This is a genomic window from Devosia sp. A449, assembly GCF_054489375.1.
In genome coordinates, this window is the sequence record NZ_JBTMWU010000001.1 from 959,581 (window position 1) to 978,857 (window position 19,277).

The following is a 19,277-nucleotide window of genomic DNA, read 5'->3' on the forward strand; positions in this document are numbered from 1 at the left end:
CCCCATTGCCGCCGCTCTGGTTTTCCCGCTATGGCGGTGGGGTCGGCCCTCTCGGGAACAGTCCATGAAGCTTACCATTATTCAGACCGGCGACGTGCCCGCGCCGCTGCGTGGCCAGTTCGGTCCCTATCACCGCATGTTCGAAACCATGTTCGACGCGACCGGGCAGGGGTTCAGCTATGAGGTGGTGCCGGTGTCCGATGGTGCCGCGCTGCCCGAGCCGGTTGCGCTGGAGGGTATTGTCATCACCGGGTCGCCGGCGGGAGTCTATGAGGACCATGCCTGGCTGGGGCCGCTGCGCGACTTCATCCGCGCCGCCTATGCCAGCAATATCCCGATGCTGGGCATCTGTTTCGGCCACCAGATCATGGCCGACGCCTTGGGCGGGGATGTGCGCAAGTCCGAAAAGGGCTGGGGCCTTGGCCGCCATACCTATGCCGTAACCGCAAGGCCCGCCTTCATGGCCGATGCGCCCGCCGCGCTGGCGGTGGCCTGCTCGCATCAGGATCAGGTGATTGTCCCGCCTGCCGAGGCCGAGGTGATCCTGGCATCAGACTTCACGCCCAATGCCGGGCTGGTCTATCGCAATGGGGCGGCGCTGAGTTTTCAGCCGCACCCCGAATTTGCCGATGACTATGCGCTGGCCCTGGCCGAGATGCGGCGCGGCCGGGTGGCCGACGAGCTTGTCGACCAGGCGCTGGTCTCGGTGGCCACGCCCTCCAACAGCCCTGTGCTGGCCGGCTATATCGCCCGCTTCTTCAAGGATCGCTGAGGCGAAGCCTCAGCTTTCCAGCAGCATGGCGATTTCAGTGCGCAGGTCGCGCAACCCGTCGCCCTTATGCGATGAGGTCAGGATCACCCGCGGGTGGGCGGCCGGGCGCTTGAGAATGGCGGCCTGGGTGGCGGCGATGACATTTTCCAGATCCTTGGCCAGCGGCTTGTCGGCCTTGGTCAAGACGATCTGATAGCTCACGGCAGCCCGGTCGAGCTCGTTCATCACCGTCAGATCATTGTCCTTGGGGCCATGGCGGCCATCGACCAGCACATAGACCCGGCGCAGCGTGGCGCGGCCGGTGAGATATTGGTGGATCAGCTTGGTCCAGGCGCGGACCTTGTCCTCGGGGGCCTTGGCATAGCCATAGCCGGGCATGTCGACGATGCGCAGCTCTTCGCTCTGGCTCTCGAAGATGTTGAGTTCCTGGGTGCGGCCGGGCGTGTTCGAGGTGCGGGCGAGGCTCGACGTGCCGGCCAGCGCATTGATCAGGCTCGACTTGCCGACATTGGAACGGCCGGCAAAGGCGATCTCGACCTTGTCCATCGGCGGCAGGTCGGCAATGCGCACGCAGCCCTTGGTGAACAGGATCGGTCGCGCGAACAGCAGGCGGCCGCGTTCGATCATTTCGGGTTGGTAATCGACAGTGTTCATGGTGCTGCTCGCTTCAAACAATAAGCCCGCCGGAGGTGTCCGGCGGGCAATAGCAGGTCTGATCCGCTATGGCGATATCAGGGCTTGGTCGGCTCGGTCGACTTCGGCTTGCGCTTGAAGGCGTCGAGAATGTTGCCAAGCAGGTTCACCTCGGCGCCGTGGCGCTTCATGATGAAATATTGCTGGGTCACCGACAGCGTGTTGTTCCAGGCCCAGTAGATCACCAGACCCGCCGGGAAGGTGCCCAGCATGAAGGTGAAGATCACCGGCATCCAGTTGAAGATCATTGCCTGGGTCGGATCGGGCGGCGGCGGATTGAGCTTCATCTGCACCCACATGGTGATGCCCATGATGACGGGCCAGACGCCCAGATGCAGGAAGCTGCCGATGAAGGGCAGGACGGTCGGATCCCACGGGATCAGGCCGAACAGAGTGAAGATATTGGTCGGATCGGGCGCCGCCAGATCCTGAATCCAGCCGAAGAACGGCGCATGGCGCATGTCGAGGCTGATGAAGATAACGGTATAGAGTGCGAAGAATACCGGGATCTGGATCAGGATCGGCCAGCACCCGCTGAGCGGATTGATCTTTTCCTTCTTGTACAGCTCCATCATGGCCTGCTGCTGGGCCGGACGGTCGTCCTTGAAGCGCTCCTGGATCGACTTCATCTCCGGCTGCACGCGACGCATGGCGGCCATCGAGGCGAAGGAGCGGCTGGCCAGCGGGAAGAAGATGGCCTTGACGATCACGGTGACCGCCAGCACGGCGACGCCGAAATTGCCGATGATGGAGTTGAGGAAGGTCAGCAGATAATACATCGGCTTGGTGATGAAATGCAGCCAACCCCAGTCGATCAGCAGCTCGAGCCGGTCGAAACCATACTGCTGCTGATAGGCGGTGATGACGCTTTCTTCCTTGGCGCCGGCAAACAGATAGCTCTCATGGGTCGCGGTGGCGCCCGGAGCGACGATGACCGGCGTCGTCTCGACAAAGCTGGTCTGGTAATCGTCATAGGCGCCGGTGTTCTTCCACGAGAACAGCGCATTCAGCGCGTTGCCGGGCTTGGCCAGTACGGCGGTCGCCCAGTATTTGTCCGAGAAGCCGAGCCAGCCGGTGGTGTTGTCGAAGCGGGCCTGCTGGTCCTTCTGCAGGTCGCTATACTTCTTGGAAATCAGATTGTTCGAGCCCAGTACGCCATGCGGGCCTTCATGCTGGATGAAGAAATTGGCAACGTGGGGCGTACCGTGACGGGCGACGCGGGCATAGGGGAACAGGGCCACATCACCGGCGCCGGTGTTTTCGACCGACTGGGTGACGGTAAACAGGTAATGCTCATCGACCGAGAAGGTGCGGTGAAAGATCAGCCCGGCGCCATTGTCCCAGCGCAGGATGACCGGCGTGGTCGCCGTCAGCGTCGTCGCGCCATTTTCGACCGTCCATACGCTCTTGCCATCGGGCAAGGCGACATTGGTGCCGCTGGCGGGGACCCAGCCCTGCTCGGCGAAATAGGCATTGGGCGCGCCGGCCGGGGTCAGCAGGGTAATGATCGGCGAATCTGGGTCGACAGTCTCGCGATATTGCTTGAGCTCAAGGTCATCGAGACGGGCGCCGGTCAGGTTGATCGAGCCATGCAGGTCTTCGGTGTCGATGATGACGCGCTGGGTGGCGGCAATGGCCGCAGCGCGATCGGCATAGACCGCATTGCCGTCGGCGGCCGGCACGGGCGCGCCATTGACATCGACCGTGGTGGTCGGGGTCGCCAAAGCGGCTTCGGCCTGCGCCTGCTCGGCAGCGATCTGGGCCTGCTGCTGGGCGCGCTCCATCTGTGGGCCAGCCACAAGGAACTGCCAGCCGAACAGCACGACCATGCTGAGCACGATGGCGATGATCACATTACGATTGTCGGTCATTGTCTGGGTTTCCGTGGGCCGCGGCCGGAAGAGTGGCGCTGGTCGGTCGATCTGGGAGTATGCACGCGCTCGATCAGCGCGCCCAAATCGGCAACCAGTTTGGCGAAGGGTTCGCTGAGCGCTTCCCGTCGTCCGACCAGCACATAGTCATGGTGAGGGATAAAGTCACGCGCGCATGCTGTCACAGCCGCGCGAAGGCGACGTTTTATGCGATTGCGTTGGGGAGAATTGCCGGTTTTTTTGGTGACGGTGAAGCCGATGCCAGCCGGAGCCTCATCAGCCGCGATCACCTGCAGCCCAAACGCAGAGCGCCCGGCGCGATTGCCCCGGGCAGCCCGTTGGAACTGGGAACGCTTGACCAGCCGACGCAGGGCGTCAGGCGTGTTCTCGCTGGCCGTCATCCGGCCACCGGACCTTAGGCCGTAAGCTTCTTGCGGCCGTCGCGGCGGCGCTTGTTGATGATCGCGCGACCGTCCTTGGTGGCCATACGGGCACGGAAACCGTGACGGCGGGCACGCACGAGCTGCGACGGCTGATAAGTACGCTTCATGACATCAAACCGCGCCGGGCACGGTTCCTCTGGTTTAGCTCTGCACAAGCAGGAATTTCAGACACACATCAAGCGCCAAGCGCCCACGGTGCGGGTTGGTGGCGTCTATAGGGAAAACCCGAGGCCAAGTCAACGCGCGGCACCACACTTCCTTGCATTGCTTCCCCCGTTGTTTTCGCGGCGATATCGCCCCATAAGACCCGACGCAAGCATTTCTTCTGGCCGTTGGCAGGTAATGGCGGACGCAATCAAACCTGATCTCTGTGTCATCGGCGCCGGCGCGCTCGGCGTCAGCCTGGCGCTCAGGGCCCGGCAGCGTGGCTTGAGCGTCGTGCTGGTGCAGGGCGCTGCGCCCGAGGGCGATCCGGTTGCCGGCAGCCTGCGCCGCGCCGCCCTGCTGGCCAGTGCCGGGCGGGCTGAGGCCATGCGCAGCGCCGGCCAGGTCGGCCTCAACGCCGTCGAACCCAAACTCAATTTTCGCGCCATCACCGAACACGCCGATGCCACCGCCGCTGCCGTTGCGCCGCGCGATGCGGCTGAGCGCCTGGCCGGGCTCGGCGTTACCGTTCTGGCCGGCCCCGCCAGTTTTATCGACCGGCAGACGCTGCGCTGTGGCGATCACACCATCCGCGCCCGCCAGTTCGCGCTGGCCACCGGCGCGACGCCGCTGATTCCGCCGCTGCCCGGGCTGGAGCAGGTGAAATTCTTCACTCCCGACAGCATTGCCGACAATAGTCGCAAGCTTAGCCACCTCGTGGTCATCGGTGGCGAGCCGGCGGCCTTCGAACTAGCGCAGGCCTATCGCCGGCTCGGCGCCATGGTGACGCTGGTGCCGCAGGGCGGGCTGTTGCCGGGCTTTGATCCCGAATTGGTGGCCATCCTGTTGCGCGCGCTGCGCGAAGAGGGGGTGGTCATTCTCGACGACGCCGAAGTCACCGCGATTCTGCCGCGCAGCCAGGGCACCGGCATTGCTTTGCGCCGACCCGGCGGCGAGGACAGCCTCGATGTCTCCCATATCCTTGTCGCCATGGGGCACGTGCCCCTGCTCGACGGCGAACTGCTGGACAAGGCCAAATTGCGCCGCGACCGCTTGCGGCCCGAACTGTTGCAGCTTGGCCCCGATGGCCAGACCAGCAATGGCCGCATCAGTGCCATTGGCGGCGCGGCCGGGGAATACCAGCCCCATATCGGCGCGCACCAGGTGACGCTGCTGCTCGAACGCCTGCTGCGGCTCGGTCCCGGTCGGCTCGACACTCAGCAGGTGCCGCGCCTCGTCGCCACCCAACCGGCGCTGGCCCAATTGGGCGGGCTGGAGGCCGGTCCCAAGCTGCGTCCGGGCCAGACCGTGTGGCGCAGCAATCTGGTTGAAACCGAAACGGCGCAGGCCAGCGGCCGGCCAGCGGGCACGGTCAAGCTGATCGCCGCTGCCAACGGCGCCATCAGCAGCGCCGGCGCCGTCGGTGCCGATGCCGGGGAACTGGTCGCAATGCTGGCGCTGGCGATGGGGCGCGGCCTCAAGCTGGGCGAACTGGCCGGGCTGGCGCTGCCCCAGCCCAGCGCCGCTGCCGCGCTGGTGGAGCTGGCCGAGCACTATCAGGCACAGCAGGCGCCGCGCCGCTGGCCGGCGCAGCTTCCCGCCCTGCTACGCCTGCGGCGCTGACGCATCCCCCATCCGGGGGCTTACGCCTTGTGCGGCTTTGCCTATAATGATGGGCAATGACAGTTCAACGCAGTGTCCTGCCCGGCCGGTTTTCCGGCCTTTCGATCAAGCTCATCGCCACCATCATCGCGGTGATTCTTCTGGTCGAAATCGTGGTCTATCTGCCATCGCTCGCCAGCTTCCGGGCAAACTGGCTGGAGGATCGGCTGCGCGTTGGCGTGGTGGCGGCGCGGGTGCTCGATGCGGTGCCCGACGTGATGGCACTGCCGCGTGAACTCACCGACCGCCTGCTGACCTCGGCCGGGGCCAATGCCATCGTCTATCGCCGCGAGGGCCAGAGCCAGCTGATCGAGCTGGCCAACCCCATCACCCCCGATGTGGTGGTGACGGCCGATATGCGGCAGGCCGATCTGATGACGCTGATCGCCGGCTCCATCGATACGCTGTTTGCCGGCCCCGGCCGCACCATGCGCATTATCGGTCAGGGCGATCTGGACGATACGCTGATCGAGCTGCTGATGCCCGAGCGGGCGCTGCGGCAGGACATGCTGGCCTATTCCCGCCAGATCGGGGTGATCTCGCTGGCCATCGCCGCCATCACCGCCGTGGTGCTGTATCTGCTGGCCAGCTATCTGCTCATCTATCCGGTGCGCCGGCTGACACAGAACATGCTGGCCTTCCGGCAGGCGCCCGAAAACGCCAGCCTCATCATCATCCCCTCGGCCCGCCGCGACGAAATCGGCATTGCCGAGCGCGAACTGGCGGCGATGGAGGCCGACATCTTCTCCATGCTGCGGCAGCGCCGCCATCTGGCCGATCTGGGGCTGGCCGTGGCCAAGATCAACCATGATCTGCGCAATACCCTGACCTCGGCGCAATTGCTCTCCGATCAGGTGGCGACGCTCGACGACCCCAAGGTGCAGCGGCTGGCGCCCCGGCTGGTCACCACGCTGGACAAGGCCATCGGCTTTGCCCAGTCGGTGCTCGATTATGGCCGCGAGAGCGCCGCCCCGCCGGTGATGGTGCCCGTCGAAATAGCGCCGCTGGTTGCCGATGCCGCCTTCGAGGCGCGGCTGGACGGCCACCCCAGCATCGTCTTCACCAATGCCACGCCGGAGGATCTGGTGCTCAAGGTCGATGCCACCCAGCTCGGCCGCGTGCTGCTCAACCTGCTCAAGAATGCCCGCGAGGCGCTGGAAGCCGCCGGCACCGCCATTGCGGCCCCCAGCATCGCCGTCACCACCACCGAGGATGCCGAGAGCGTCACCCTGTCGGTCACCGATAACGGCCCGGGCCTGCCGCCGCGGGCGCGTGCCAATCTGTTCGTCGCCTTCGAAGGCTCGGCGCGGGCCGGCGGCACCGGGCTGGGTCTGGCCATCGCCCGCGAGATTACCGAAGCGCATGGCGGCCAGCTGGTCTTTATCGATCAGCCCATCGGCACGCGCTTTGACCTGATTCTGCCGGCCGGCTTGCGTATCCGCCCTTGAGGCAGGGCGACTTATCCCCAGCACCGTGTCAGCGCAGGGCTTTGTTGTCGCAGGCGAATTGCCGAAAAGCCGCTTCCAGGGGGCGCGCCGGGCGCTAGTTGTGCGCAGTGGCAAGAAACTGTCATCTGTGCGCTTGCCAACCCCGAAATGCCCATGTATGGGTTGCGCCGCTTCAGACGGATATCACATCCAGTCCCGTCTGAACCGCCGATCTTGTCGGCAATGCGCGCCCGTAGCTCAGCTGGATAGAGCACCAGACTACGAATCTGGGGGTCGGACGTTCGAATCGTTCCGGGCGCGCCATTTAATTTCAAAGACTGTCATACGATGCGTTGTTTGCCTGGCCCCAGGCGATCGCCGAGCGCAGAGGCGTGCCGATGCCAATGCTGCAACGGATTGCCGCGATGGTGCTGCAGCGCGCCAAATAGTCGCGTTAGATTTCTGCCAGCGCTCGTTGGATGGCTTGATGCAGCAGCGGCTTGGCGGCGCCGACGATTTCGTCGCGCGGGCTCAATACCGCCGCTTCGGTCTCGACCCGCGACGGCACATATTGCGGCAGGCTGTCCCGGAATTCGCGGATCAGGCGCTCGAACAGGATCGGCGATTGCACAAACGGGCCGGTGATGGTGATGCGGTTGGGAAACAGCAGCAGATAGACGTCGCGCATGGCGATGGCCATGGCCGTGGTGGCGCGACGTATCAGCGGGTGATCGGCCAATGCCGGATCCTGAATCAGCTGTCGGGCGAAGTCGTCCTCGCTTGAGCTTGCCAGCTGCAGCGGGGCGACCAGGCTCCACAGTGCCGCCTGCGTCTCAAGACAGCCCCGTTCACCGCAACGGCAGGGAGTGTCGCCCGCCATGAAGCTGCGCCAATGGCCAATCTCGCCGAACCCGCCCTGGGTTGAATGCTGCACCGCGCCGTTGATGGCGCTGGTCAGGCCGACGCCATAACCCCAGTGCAACAGCACCGTCGAATTCGCGCCCTCGTCCTGGTGCCGCAGCAGCCGCGCCCGCAATTCGGCGCTCAAGGCACGCTGCACCCGCACCTCCATCTGCAGGGTTGCGGCGAGGTCGGCGATGGACAGCGGCGCCGCGTTGGGAAATCGGCTGGAAAATAACCATTGGCCTGCCGCCTCGTCGACGATCCCGGGCAACGATACCACCAGTCCTGCCAACCGACCCTGTTCCAGTCGGTCGCGCAGTTCCTGAGCCAGGCTGACGATGAGCGCGCCGATGCCGGCCGCCGTGATGCTGACATCCTCGACCGGACGCGAAATTTCACATGAGGATGTGCCCCCGAGATCCACCAGATTGCCGACGATGCGGTCGGCCAGCGCCTGCACCACGATGACGTTCACCGCCTGCGTCGCGCAGCTGAGCAGCACCTCCGGCCGGCCCTTTTCGTTGGTGCGGATCTGATGCAATTCACGCACCAGCCCGGCGTCGATCAGTTCGGTGACGTGCTGGGTTACCGTGCCGGCGCGCATCCGCAACAGCGTGGCCAGGCGTTTGCGTGTGGTGCCGCCCCCGGAGATTTCGCCCAGCAGCTGCCGTCGGCGTTGCGCATCCAGCGTTTCGATATCGGCGGGTGCGCGCTCGGTCAGGCCGGCGATCAGCGGCGTGTGCGCATCAACCAAGTGCTTCATATGTCGCGTCTTCTTCGCTTGATGCCGATTTCCAACACGCAGTTTTGCACGGGCCAGCTTCACTGGCAAATGGCCCTTGCCAAAGTCAGGAATATAATTACAGTAATTGGAATTAAAGCCTCGTCCTGGGTCAGGACAGGCCGGAGGAGGATGAATGTCTTACAATTTCAAAGCTGCTTGTGGCCTGGCTGCCGTAGCGACCGTCATGATGACGGCGACGGCTTTCGCCGCTGATGTGCGTATCGACTTTGCTACCGGCTTCAACGGCGGCGATGGCCAGGTCGGCAACGCCATGCGCAAATTCGAGGAACTGGTCGAGGCCAATTCCAACGGCGCCATCGCCGTCAACATTTTCACCGACGGCGCGCTGGGCAATGAGCGCGACGTGCTGGAATCGCTGGTCGTTGGCTCCACCGACATGTCGCTGGCCGGCGTGTCCGACGTGGTCTATTGGCTGCCGGAATATTTCCTGTCGGTGCCCTATCTGTTCACCAGCGTCGAGCATGTCCGCGCCGTCTATGACGGCGAGATCGGTCATGAGATCGATGCGCTGGTGCTTCAGGAAAAGAACATTCGCACGCTGGCGATCATGGATCGCGGCGCCCGCCAGGTCACCAGCAACCGCGCCATCAATGGTCCCGAGGATATGAAGGGCCTGCGTCTGCGTCTGCCCGAAAACCCGTTGTGGATCGAGGTCTGGAGCCAGCTTGAGCCGGTCGCGACCACCGTGTCGCTGTCCGAGCTTTATACGGCGCTGCAGACCGGCGTGGTCGAGGCGCAGGAAAACCCCCTCGAAACCATCGTGCAGAACCGCATGTATGAAGTTCAGGAAAACCTGATCCTGACCAACCATGTGCGCGACGTCTACAAGATCCAGATTTCCGAAAACACCTGGCAGAAGCTGAGCGCCGATCAGCAGGCCGTGGTGGCCGATGCAGCCAAGCAGGCCGCACTGCTCGGCGATGCCATGCTGGCTGACTCGGAGGCGCGCTACATCAAGGAAATTCGGGCCGCCGGCACCAATGTCATCGAGCCGGACCTGAGCCAGTTCCAGGCGGCGCTGTCGGGTTCGCGCGAAATCGCCGACCGCATCCTCAAGGCTGGCCTGTACGAGCGCGTCGTCGCTGCCGATCCGGCCAAGTAAGGCGGTTCCGGGCCGGAGCTGTGTGCTCCGGCCCGTCCATTCAGCAGGTCAGCAGGAGGGCTGCATGCGTCGGTTAGAGAATTTTCTGGGGCACCTGACCGGGCTCCTGTTCATGCTCATGATTGTTCTGGTGACCATTCAGGTGGGCAATCGCTTCGTGATCCGGCTGCCCATGCCGTGGACCGAGGAGCTGACACGCATCGCCTATGTCGCGCTGATCTTTGTCGGCAGCGTCGCCGCCGCCATGCGCAGCGAACATATTCGCGTCGGCGTGCTCTACGAGATATTTCCGGCCCGGGTCCGGCAGGTGCTGCATATCCTGTTCGGCCTGGTTGCGGCGGCCTTCATGATCCTGGTCGCCTATGGCGCCTATCTCTATGCCAGGATCGGCTGGACCGCCCCGCTGCCCACCATGGCCTGGCTCAAGATGGGCTATGTGCAAGCCCTGATCGGGGTCTGCGCCGTAGCCATGGCCGTCGCCTTCCTGGCCTGGATTTTCAAGGCCAAAGAGCCGCCCCGCCACACCATTGTAGAGCTTGAGCAAAACTGATGTTCGATCTGATTGCAATCATCGGCCTGCTCATCGGGCTCATTGTCCTGGGCATGCCCGTCGCCATCGTTCTCGGCGTCGTCTCCCTCGTTGGCCTGCTGCTGATGTTCGGCGCCTCCGTGCCCGTCGATCTGGTGGCCCAGCGCATGTTCTATGGCGTCAACAGCTTCCTGCTGGTGGCCGTCCCCTTCTTCATGCTGGCCGGCGAGATCATGAACCGCTCGGGCGCCACGGTGCGGCTCTACCGGTTTGCCGACGCGCTGGTCGGTCATTTCCCCGGCGGATTGGCCCACGTCAATATTCTGGGCAGCCTGGTGTTTGCCGGCATGTCGGGGTCGGCTGCCGCCGACGCGGCCGGCCTGGGCAAGATCGAGCACGAAGCCATGGTCAAGAAGGGCTTTCCGGCCTCCTTCTCCATCGGCCTGACGGCGGCCTCGGCCACCGTCGGCCCGATCGTGCCGCCCTCGATCCCGATGATCGTCTATGCGGTGATGAGTGGTGCTTCGGTTGGCGCGCTGTTCGTTGCTGGCATCGTTCCCGGCGTGCTGATCTGCATCGTGCTGTCGATCATGTGCTGGATCTGGGGCAAGGGTGCCAATTTCCCGCGCAATGACGGCGTCGATCTGGGTGAGATTTTGGTTTCGCTCCGGGGTGCCATCCTGCCGGTGCTGTGCCCGGCCATCGTCCTTGGCGGTATTTTTACCGGCCTGTTCACGCCCACCGAGGCCTCCGTGGTCGCCGTGCTCTACACCGCCTTTATCGGCTGCATCGTCTATCGCGAGATTTCACCCAAAGACCTCGTCCTCATGGTGCGGCAGACCGCCACTGAAGTGGCGCCCCTGATGCTGATCGTCGCCACCGCATCGCTGTTCGGCTACGTCATCATCCGCCTGGGCATTCCGCCGATGCTCGCCGAGCTCGTGCTGTCAGCCACCAATGATCCGCTGCTCATCCTGCTGCTGATTGCTCTGGTGCTGCTGGTTGTCGGCTGTTTCATGGAGACGGTCAGCGCCATCATCATCTTCACCCCGCTGTTCCTGCCGCTGGCAACCGAGGTTGGCATTTCTCCGGTGCAGCTCGGCATGGTCGTGGTCATGACCCTGGTGCTGGGTGTCATCACCCCGCCGGTCGGCATCGTGCTGTTCATCATGGAACGCATCACCAACACTCCGCTCGATCAGGTGTTCAAGGCGGTGCTGCCCTTCTACGTGCCGATCATCATCGCCATCATACTCGTCATCCTGTTCCCCCAGCTGTCGCTCTGGCTGCCACAGGCACTCGGATATCTCTAGGACTCGACCATGACTAAACCTGTTCGAATTGCCGTCGTCGGTGGCGGCGTCTACGGAAGCCAGATGCTCAATTGCTATGCCGCGGCCCAGCGCCGTGGCCTGGCCGAGCTGGTTGCCGTCGCCGATCCCAGCCAGGAAGTGCGTGACCGCCACAAGGCTGGTCTGGGTATTGCCGGCTACCAGAGCGTCGATGACCTGCTGGCCAGCGAGCAGCTCGATGCCATCGCCATCGCCACGCCTGATCACCTGCATCTCGATGCGGTGCTGAAGGCGGCCGATGCCGGGCTGCACATCATTTCGCAGAAGCCGCTGGATGTCGAAACCAGCCGCGTCGAACAGATGATGGCCGCCGTCGCCGCCAAGGATCGGCTGCTCTATGTCGACTTCCACAAGCGCTTCGATCCCGGCCACAGCCGCATGCGCGATGATGTACGGGCAGGCCGCCTGGGCAAGATTCAGTATGGCGCGGTCCATATGGAGGACAAGATTGTCGTCCCCAGCGAGTGGCTCAAGCGCTGGGCGCATGAAAGCTCGCCATCCTGGTTCCTCGGCGTGCATTTCTACGACCTGGTCACCTGGATTCTCAATGATCGTCCGGTGCGGGTCTATGCCACCGGCCAGAAGGGCAAGCTGTCCGGCATGGGCATCGACACCTGGGACAGCATCCAGGCCAAGGTCGAGTTCGCCGGCGGCGCCAGCGTCAATTTCGACCTGTCCTGGGTGCTGCCCAATTCCTTCCCCTCCATCGTCAATCAGGGCGTGCGCCTGGTCGGCGAGAACGGCGTGGTCGAGGTCGATACCCAGGATCGCGGCATGTTCGCGGCCTATGAGCAGGATGCTGCGTCCTTGGTGATCAACCCCTTCGGCTCCTACGAAGTCGAGCATCCCATCCAGGGCCGTCAGTTGCGCGGTTACACCTATGAATCGATGACCTATTTCCTCGATCTGGTGCAGGCCATCAAGGCCGGCACCTCGATCGAGAGCCTTTCCGGCCACTATCCGAGCGCCGCCGAGGCGATGCACTCGACCTGGATCGGCCAGGCCGTGGATCAGAGCCTGGCGCAACAGCGGATCATCACCCGCGACTAGCCGGCCGGACGGGTCACTCCTGTGACCCGAACCTGGGCGCCGGCCCAAGACGGCGCCCCCTTTTTTTGAAAGAGTATGTCATGAAGATTTCCGTGCATTCCGACAAGCAGGCGCTCGGCGCCGCTGCCGCCGCGCAGGGCGCCCGGCTGATCGTCGAGGCCATCGCCGCGCGGGGCGAGGCCAATATCATTGTCGCCACCGGGGCCAGCCAGTTCGAGATGCTGGAAAGCCTGCTCGAGGCCGATATCGACTGGACCAAGGTGTCGTTCTTCCATCTGGATGAATATGTCGGCCTGCCGGTAACCCATGGCGCCAGTTTCCGCCGCTATCTGCGTGAGCGCTTCCTTGACCGGCTGCCGGGCTTCAAGTCCTTCCTGCCGGTTGATGGCGATGCCGCCGATCTGGATGCCGAACTGGCCCGCCTCAATGGCGCGCTGGCTGATCGTCGCATCGATGTCTGCTTTGCCGGCATCGGCGAAAACTGCCACCTGGCCTTCAATGATCCCCCGGCCGATTTTGACTATAGCGCGCCCTATCTGGTGGTTGAGCTCGACGCCGGTTGCCGCCAGCAGCAGTTCGGCGAAGGCTGGTTCGAGACCATCGACGCGGTGCCCACGCATGCCATCTCCATGAGCATCAAGCGCATCATGGCCAGCCAGGCGCTGATCCTGTCGGTGCCCGACGAGCGCAAGGCCAAGGCCGTGCTGGCGGCGGTCGAAGGCCCGGTGACCAATCTGGCGCCGGCCTCCATCGTGCAGCAGCACCCCGAGGTGACGCTTTACCTCGACCCGGCCTCGGCCAGCCTGCTCAGTGCGGTCAAAGACTAATGTCGCTCTCCACCCCCGGCCTATTTGACCTGCAGGTGAACGGCTATGCCGGGGTCGATTTCAACGCATCCGGCCTCACGCCGGATGCGCTCGATCACGCCCTCGCCGCCATGCTCAAGGCCGGTGTAACCGGGTGTCTCCCCACCATCATCACCGCGCATCGCCATGAGTTGTTCGAGCGCTTTGCCGCGCTCGACCATGCCGTTGCCAACAGCCGGCTGGGGCCATTGATGGTGCCCGGCTATCATCTCGAAGGCCCGTTCCTGCGCGCCGAACCGGGCTATGCCGGCTGTCATCCGCCCGAGGCCATGGGTGATCCCGACGTGCCGATGGTGCTCAGCCTGTCCGGCGGCCTGACGCGCCCCATCCTCATGGTGACCCTGGCGCCCGAGCGGGCCGGCGCCTTGCTGGCCATCAACCAGCTCAGGGCTGCCGGCATGACGCTCTGCGTCGCCCATAGCGCCGCCGGTTTTGCCCAGATCGACGCGGCGGTCGAGGCTGGTCTCACCGTCTCGACCCATCTGGGCAACGGGCTGCCCCAGCAACTGCCCAAGCTGGACAATACCCTGCTCGCCCAACTGGCGGCGCCGGGGCTGTTTGGCTGCTTTATCGCCGATGGCCACCATATTTCGCGCGATGCCTTGCGGGCGCTGATCACCCTCAAGGGTATCGGGCGCTCGGTGCTGGTGTCCGACGCGGTGCTGGCTGCTGCGGCGCCGGCCGGCATTTACAGCTTTGCCGGCATGTCGGTCGAACGGGACGCTACCGGCGTCGTGCGCGTGCCGGGGCAGGCCAATCTGGCCGGTTCGGCGCTGGAAATGGACGAGGCGGTGCGCAATGTCGTCGCCTGGGGCATTGCGTCCTTCGAGCAGGCCATCACCATGGCAGCCCACAATCCGAGGGCGATCCTCGGCGAAGCGGCGCGCCACCACGGCATCACCCTGCCGGCGGGCCAAACCACGTGGGACCAGGACCTCACGGTCATGCATTGCAGCCCCTAATCCGACGATCGACGCATTAGCGCATGGCCGCTTGCGGTTGCGCTATGCCCTCAGCTTACCGGATTGTAATGTGGCGCAGCGGATCGTTCTGGTATCGTCGGTCTGATTACCCCGTGCGTTCATTGGTTTAGTCGAGGTCTGGCTTGATTCGGCAGCTGCTTATCTGTGTCTTCCTACTCGTTGCAGCGGGCTTGGCCTGGCTATTTTACGTTCCCGGGGCGGCCGATATCTTGGCGCGTAACGGCATTGTGTTGCCCTTCGCCCAGGCGTCCGAACCAGCGGCAGCGGCGTCCCGTGGTGCCCGTCCGGGCGGCTTTGGCGGGCGGGTCAATAATGTCGTGACCACCGGCGTCACCCTGGTCACGATCAACGACACCCTGACAGCCATCGGCGAGGGCACGCCCATTCGCTCGGTGACCATCTCGGCGCCGACGGGTGGCGAGCTGGCCGAAGTGGCGGTGCGTCCCGGCCAGATCGTGGCGGAGGGCGACATCATCGCCCGTTTCGAAGCCGGCGCCCAGCAGATCGAGCATGACCGCGCGACCTTGGCCGTCACCGACGCGCAGACGACTTTGGCCCGCACGCGCGGGCTGGCCAGCAATAATGTCGTGGCCAACACCGCTCTGGCCGCCGCCCAACTGGTCGCCGACACCGCCGAACTGGCGCTGCGCAATGCGCGGATGGAACTGGATCGCCGCATCATCACCAGCCCCATCGCCGGCGCGGTTGGGCTGATCCGGGTGACACCCGGCAATTATGTCGCCGCCCAGACCGCCGTCACCATCATCGATGACACCTCCTCGATTCTGATCGATTTCTGGGTGCCCGAGCGCTATGCCGCCCAGATCGCGCCCGGCATGGCGGTCCATGTTAATGCCGTGGCGCTGCCGGGGCAGAGCTTCTCCGGCGATGTATCGGCCATCGACAATCGCCTCGATCCAACCAGCCGCACCCTGCAGGTGCAGGCCGAAATCCCCAATCCCGATGGCGTGCTGCGTTCCGGCATGAGCTTCACCGTGGCGCTGGATTTCGCCGGCGAGCGCTACCCGGCGGTCAATCCGCTGGCCATATTGTGGTCGGCCGAGGGCTCCTATGTCTGGAAATATCAGGATGGCAAGGCGGTCCGCGTGCCGGCGGAAATCATCCAGCGCAATAGCGATGGCGTGCTGGTCAAGGCCGCGCTGACCGATACCGATGCGATCATCACCGAAGGCATTCTGCAACTGAACGACGGCGCCGACGTCACCTTGCTGGAGGGGCCGGACGGTCGCCCGGCGACAGCGCAGAACTGAGGGAAGTGCCGCCATGTCGATAGAAAGCAAGAACGAACGCGGCGGCTCCCTCGCCCGACTGTTTGTCCGCCGTCCGGTCATGGCGGTGGTGATCAATGCGATGATCATGGTGGCGGGGCTGGCGGCGCTGCTGGGCATCGAGGTGCGAGAATTGCCGCGCGTCGAAAGCCCGGTCCTCTCCATTTTCACCAGCTTTCCCGGCGCCGCCGCCGAGACGGTGGACCGCGAAGTGACCGCGTCCGTCGAGGGCGCCGTGGCCCGCGTTCAGGGCGTGACGGCGATTTCCTCGAGTTCGTCGGTTGGCAGCAGCCGGGTCACCCTCGAATTCACCGAAAGCACCAATCTCGATATCGCCACCTCAGACGTGCGCGACGCCCTGAGCCGGGTCGACCGCTCGCTGCCCGAAGGGGCGGAAACCCCAACCATTTTCAAGGCCGACAGCGACGCCCAGGCGGTGATGCAGCTGGCCGTCACCTCCGACAGCATGAGCATCGCCGATCTCAGTGCCCTGGTGGATGATGTGGTCGCCGAGCGGCTCAGCGCCGTCCCCGGCGTCGCCGAAGTGCAGGTTTATGGCACGCGCGAAACCGCCTTCGAGATCGATGTCGATCCGATCAAGCTGGCCAGCCACGGCCTGACCGTCGCCGATATCCGCACCGCGCTATCGACCCTCGCCCTCGATACGCCGGCCGGCTCGATCAATGGCCCCAACCAGAATATTTCAGTCCGCGCCATTTCCGAAGTCACCCGCCCCGAGGATTTCGAGGCCATCATCATCAATGGCCGCATTCGGCTCAGCGATGTGGCGACGGTGGTGTTTGACGCGGCGGCCGGCACCTCGTCGATTCGGGCCAATGGCAAGCCGGGGATCGGGCTCGGTCTGGTGCGCCAGGCGCAATCCAATACGGTCGCCATTTCCACCGCCGTCCACGCCGCCGTCGCCAGCCTCAACCAGACCCTGCCGCCGGGCGTGACCCTCGCCATTTCCAGCGACGAGGCCGTGTTCATCGAAGGCGCGCTGCACGAGGTCCAGATTGCCCTGATCGTGGCGCTGCTGGTGGTGATCGGCATTATCTATCTGTTCCTGCTCGATTGGCGCGCCATCATCGTGCCCGCCGTGTCGATGCCGATTGCCTTGCTGGGCGCCGTGGCGGGCATGTATCTGGCGGGCTTCTCGCTCAATATCCTGACGCTGCTGGCACTGGTGCTGGCGACGGGTCTGGTGGTCGATGACGCCATCGTCGTGCTCGAGAACATCATGCGCCGCAAGGCCATGGGGGCCGGACCGCGCGCCGCCGCCGTGCTGGGCACGCAGGAAGTGTTTTTCGCCGTTGTGGCGACGACGCTGACGCTGGTGGCGGTGTTCGTGCCGCTGTCCTTCCTTGAAGGGCAGACCGGGCGTCTGTTCCGCGAATTCGGCTTTACCCTGGCCATTGCCGTGCTGATTTCGGCGGTGGTGGCCCTGACCCTGGGGCCGATGATCGCCTCGCGCCTGCTCAAGGAAGACAGCGCGGCCCATGCCCATCGCGGTGGTCCCTTCGGCAGTATCGGGCGGGCGCTGGCCGGGTTTTACCGGCTGACGCTGTCGCTGGCTTTGCGCAATCCGCTGGTGGTGGTGCTGGTGGCGCTGCTGTTTGCCGCCTCGTCCTATTATGCCTTTACCAGCCTGCGTCAGGAGATCACCCCGCCAGAAGACCGCTCGCAGATTTCCCTGCGCATCAGCGCCCCCAACACTGTGAGCCTCGACTTCGTCCGCACGCGCCTCACCCAGGTCGAATCCATGCTGCAGCCCTATGTCGACAGCGGCGAAATCCGCTCGATCTTCGTGCTGTCCGGCTGGGGCAGTGGCGGCTCGATGACGCTGACGCTGGCCCCCTGGGGCGAGCGCGAGCGCAGCCAGCAGGTGATCGCCAGCGAGATTTCCGGCTTGATGGCGCAGGTTCCCGGTGTGCGGGCCTCGGTGGGGCAGGGCAATAGCCTGGGCATTCGCGGCGGCGGCTCCGGCCTGCAATTCGCCGTTGCCGGTTCCAACTATGCCGACCTGGCCGAGACCGCCAATACCATTTCTGACCTGCTGGAAGAGGATGGCCGCTTCGGTCGCGTCAGTGTCAATTTCGACACCACCCAGCCGCAGCTGACCCTGACCGTCGACCGCTCGCGGGCCGATGCCATGGGCATCAATATCAATGGTCTGGCGCCCACCATGCAGGCCATGATCGATGGCAGCGACATTGGCAGCGTGTTTATCAACGACACCAGCTACAGCGTGCGCATGCTGTCGACCAGCAACCCGATCAACGATCCGCGCGACCTCGAAACCTTGTTCGTGCGGACCGGCGACGGGCGCTATGTGCCGCTCTCCACCATCGCCACCTTGGCCGAGGCGCCGGTGCCGCCCTCGCTGCGCCGCGAGCAGCAACGCCGTTCCGTGCCGGTGACCGCCGATCTCGAAGGCGGCATGGCGTTGGGCGATGCCTATGCCGCTTTGCTGCAGATAGCCGCGCCGGTTTTGCCCGAAGGCACCACCATCCTGCCGCTGGCCGAAGCCAAGACCATTGGTGAAGCCAATAACGCCATGCTGATCACTTTCGGCTTTGCCCTGGTCATCATTCTGCTGGTGCTGGCGGCGCAGTTCGAGAGTTTCTGGAGCGCCATCATCGTCATGGCGACGGTGCCCTTCGCCATCGCCGCCGGGCTCTATGCCATCCTGTTCAGCGGGGGCAGTCTCAATATCTTCACCCAGATCGGTCTGGTGCTGGTGCTGGGCATCATGGCCAAGAATGGCATTCTCATCGTGGAGTTTGCCAATCAGCTGCGCGATCGCGGCCTGTCGGTGCGCGAGGCCGTCGAAGAGGCGTCCAATATCCGCCTGCGCCCGGTGATGATGACCATTCTGGCCACCATCCTGGGCGGCGTGCCGCTGGTGCTGGCCTCCGGCGCCGGCGCCGAAGCGCGCGGCGCTCTGGGCTGGGTTATCGTCGGCGGGCTGGGCATCGCTGCGGTGGCGACGCTGTATCTGACCCCCGTGGCCTATCTGCTGCTCGCCTCGTTCAGCCAGCCCAAGGCCGTGGAAGAGGCACGGCTGGAACGCGAGCTCAACGCCATGGATGAAACGGTGGAGCCGGCCGAGTAGGTCTGATTTTCCATTTGTGCCAGCAGGTTAAACCAGGTCTCTGCTCGCTCCAGCCGCGAGCGTAATGTGGAATGTCGCTGGGCCGTGTCGCCCTCGCATATGCATGGCAGACCATATGATGGCCGTTTGTTGAACGCCGTCAGGTGACGCTTTTGCGCGCGTTTACGGCTCTGTTGGCCGTTGCGCCTCAAATCCATTCATTCCCCTGGGGTTATGAGTGGGCCAAATGATTTCATTTCAATAACGGCGCGCGAACCCGCATTATGTCGGC

At 64.3% G+C, this 19,277-nt stretch carries 16 protein-coding genes and 1 tRNA gene; 12 read left to right on the forward strand and 5 right to left on the reverse strand.

Going from position 1 to position 19,277, the window contains the following annotated elements; all coding sequences use genetic code 11:
* Nucleotides 1-64 precede the first annotated feature (64 nt).
* Entirely contained in the window at nt 65-772 is a 708-nt protein-coding gene (locus ACX3OW_RS04670; RefSeq protein WP_459094563.1) for a type 1 glutamine amidotransferase, read from the forward strand.
* Between the two features lie 9 nt (nt 773-781).
* Here ACX3OW_RS04670 and yihA read toward each other — a convergent pair whose 3' ends face one another.
* The 4 genes from yihA to rpmH form a co-directional block, all read right to left on the reverse strand.
* Complete coding sequence (yihA, locus tag ACX3OW_RS04675) at nt 782-1,426, reverse strand: ribosome biogenesis GTP-binding protein YihA/YsxC (protein ID WP_459094564.1); 645 nt, start codon at nt 1,424-1,426, stop codon at nt 782-784.
* Between the two features lie 77 nt (nt 1,427-1,503).
* Complete coding sequence (gene yidC / locus ACX3OW_RS04680) at nt 1,504-3,336, reverse strand: membrane protein insertase YidC (RefSeq protein ID WP_459094565.1); 1,833 nt, start codon at nt 3,334-3,336, stop codon at nt 1,504-1,506.
* Nucleotides 3,333-3,737, reverse strand: coding sequence for a ribonuclease P protein component (rnpA, locus tag ACX3OW_RS04685; RefSeq protein ID WP_459094566.1), 405 nt, complete (start codon nt 3,735-3,737; stop codon nt 3,333-3,335). The genes yidC and rnpA overlap by 4 nt, the downstream gene beginning before the upstream one ends.
* A 14-nt stretch (nt 3,738-3,751) precedes the next feature.
* Nucleotides 3,752-3,886 carry a 50S ribosomal protein L34 gene (gene rpmH / locus ACX3OW_RS04690; protein ID WP_046136922.1) on the reverse strand — a complete coding sequence of 45 codons (135 nt, stop codon included), beginning with the start codon at nt 3,884-3,886 and terminating at the stop codon, nt 3,752-3,754.
* Between the two features lie 235 nt (nt 3,887-4,121).
* Here rpmH and ACX3OW_RS04695 point away from each other — a divergent pair, with 235 nt between their 5' ends.
* The 3 genes from ACX3OW_RS04695 (at nt 4,122) to ACX3OW_RS04705 (ending at nt 7,336) form a co-directional block, all read left to right on the forward strand.
* Complete coding sequence (locus tag ACX3OW_RS04695) at nt 4,122-5,546, forward strand: FAD-dependent oxidoreductase (RefSeq protein WP_459094567.1); 1,425 nt, start codon at nt 4,122-4,124, stop codon at nt 5,544-5,546.
* Nucleotides 5,547-5,602: 56 nt separating this feature from the next.
* Nucleotides 5,603-7,033, forward strand: a complete 1,431-nt coding sequence (locus tag ACX3OW_RS04700; RefSeq protein ID WP_459094568.1) for an ATP-binding protein — start codon at nt 5,603-5,605, stop codon at nt 7,031-7,033.
* Nucleotides 7,034-7,259: 226 nt separating this feature from the next.
* Nucleotides 7,260-7,336: transfer RNA gene (locus ACX3OW_RS04705), tRNA-Arg, on the forward strand.
* Nucleotides 7,337-7,466: 130 nt separating this feature from the next.
* Here the strand turns inward: ACX3OW_RS04705 and ACX3OW_RS04710 are convergent.
* The gene (locus ACX3OW_RS04710) at nt 7,467-8,741 is read right to left on the reverse strand and encodes an ROK family transcriptional regulator (protein ID WP_459094569.1); all 1,275 of its coding nucleotides are present in this window, start codon (nt 8,739-8,741) and stop codon (nt 7,467-7,469) included.
* 91 nt (nt 8,742-8,832) lie between these two features.
* On the opposite strand from ACX3OW_RS04710, the gene ACX3OW_RS04715 reads away from it, so the two are divergent.
* The 8 genes from ACX3OW_RS04715 to ACX3OW_RS04750 all read left to right on the forward strand — a co-directional run bounded on the left by ACX3OW_RS04715 (nt 8,833) and on the right by ACX3OW_RS04750 (nt 19,006).
* Nucleotides 8,833-9,822, forward strand: coding sequence for a TRAP transporter substrate-binding protein (locus ACX3OW_RS04715; RefSeq protein ID WP_459094570.1), 990 nt, complete (start codon nt 8,833-8,835; stop codon nt 9,820-9,822).
* Between the two features lie 64 nt (nt 9,823-9,886).
* Nucleotides 9,887-10,372, forward strand: coding sequence for a TRAP transporter small permease (locus tag ACX3OW_RS04720; RefSeq protein ID WP_459094571.1), 486 nt, complete (start codon nt 9,887-9,889; stop codon nt 10,370-10,372).
* A complete protein-coding gene (locus tag ACX3OW_RS04725; RefSeq protein WP_459094572.1) occupies nt 10,372-11,664 on the forward strand; it encodes a TRAP transporter large permease in 1,293 nt (430 codons plus the stop codon). The genes ACX3OW_RS04720 and ACX3OW_RS04725 overlap by 1 nt, the downstream gene beginning before the upstream one ends.
* A 9-nt stretch (nt 11,665-11,673) precedes the next feature.
* Nucleotides 11,674-12,753: a Gfo/Idh/MocA family protein gene (locus tag ACX3OW_RS04730; RefSeq protein ID WP_459094573.1), complete on the forward strand. Its 1,080-nt coding sequence runs from the start codon at nt 11,674-11,676 to the stop codon at nt 12,751-12,753.
* 80 nt (nt 12,754-12,833) lie between these two features.
* On the forward strand, nt 12,834-13,580 hold the full coding sequence (locus tag ACX3OW_RS04735) for a glucosamine-6-phosphate deaminase (RefSeq protein ID WP_459094574.1): 747 nt from the start codon (nt 12,834-12,836) through the stop codon (nt 13,578-13,580).
* The gene (locus tag ACX3OW_RS04740; RefSeq protein ID WP_459094575.1) at nt 13,580-14,581 is read left to right on the forward strand and encodes an N-acetylglucosamine-6-phosphate deacetylase; all 1,002 of its coding nucleotides are present in this window, start codon (nt 13,580-13,582) and stop codon (nt 14,579-14,581) included. The genes ACX3OW_RS04735 and ACX3OW_RS04740 overlap by 1 nt, the downstream gene beginning before the upstream one ends.
* Before the next feature lie 191 nt (nt 14,582-14,772).
* On the forward strand, nt 14,773-15,873 hold the full coding sequence (locus tag ACX3OW_RS04745; protein ID WP_459094576.1) for an efflux RND transporter periplasmic adaptor subunit: 1,101 nt from the start codon (nt 14,773-14,775) through the stop codon (nt 15,871-15,873).
* Between the two features lie 13 nt (nt 15,874-15,886).
* A complete protein-coding gene (locus ACX3OW_RS04750; RefSeq protein WP_459094577.1) occupies nt 15,887-19,006 on the forward strand; it encodes an efflux RND transporter permease subunit in 3,120 nt (1,039 codons plus the stop codon).
* The last annotated feature ends 271 nt before the right edge of the window (nt 19,007-19,277 follow it).

Coding starts and splice junctions, on each gene's coding strand:
- ACX3OW_RS04730 (WP_459094573.1), top strand. CDS start 11,674: ATGACTAAACCTGTTCGAATTGCCGTCGTCGGTGGCGGCGTCTACGGA.
- rpmH (WP_046136922.1), bottom strand. CDS start 3,886: ATGAAGCGTACTTATCAGCCGTCGCAGCTCGTGCGTGCCCGCCGTCAC.
- yihA (WP_459094564.1), bottom strand. CDS start 1,426: ATGAACACTGTCGATTACCAACCCGAAATGATCGAACGCGGCCGCCTG.
- ACX3OW_RS04695 (WP_459094567.1), top strand. CDS start 4,122: ATGGCGGACGCAATCAAACCTGATCTCTGTGTCATCGGCGCCGGCGCG.
- ACX3OW_RS04715 (WP_459094570.1), top strand. CDS start 8,833: ATGTCTTACAATTTCAAAGCTGCTTGTGGCCTGGCTGCCGTAGCGACC.
- ACX3OW_RS04735 (WP_459094574.1), top strand. CDS start 12,834: ATGAAGATTTCCGTGCATTCCGACAAGCAGGCGCTCGGCGCCGCTGCC.
- ACX3OW_RS04750 (WP_459094577.1), top strand. CDS start 15,887: ATGTCGATAGAAAGCAAGAACGAACGCGGCGGCTCCCTCGCCCGACTG.
- ACX3OW_RS04725 (WP_459094572.1), top strand. CDS start 10,372: ATGTTCGATCTGATTGCAATCATCGGCCTGCTCATCGGGCTCATTGTC.
- ACX3OW_RS04720 (WP_459094571.1), top strand. CDS start 9,887: ATGCGTCGGTTAGAGAATTTTCTGGGGCACCTGACCGGGCTCCTGTTC.
- rnpA (WP_459094566.1), bottom strand. CDS start 3,737: ATGACGGCCAGCGAGAACACGCCTGACGCCCTGCGTCGGCTGGTCAAG.
- ACX3OW_RS04700 (WP_459094568.1), top strand. CDS start 5,603: ATGACAGTTCAACGCAGTGTCCTGCCCGGCCGGTTTTCCGGCCTTTCG.
- ACX3OW_RS04670 (WP_459094563.1), top strand. CDS start 65: ATGAAGCTTACCATTATTCAGACCGGCGACGTGCCCGCGCCGCTGCGT.
- ACX3OW_RS04740 (WP_459094575.1), top strand. CDS start 13,580: ATGTCGCTCTCCACCCCCGGCCTATTTGACCTGCAGGTGAACGGCTAT.
- yidC (WP_459094565.1), bottom strand. CDS start 3,336: ATGACCGACAATCGTAATGTGATCATCGCCATCGTGCTCAGCATGGTC.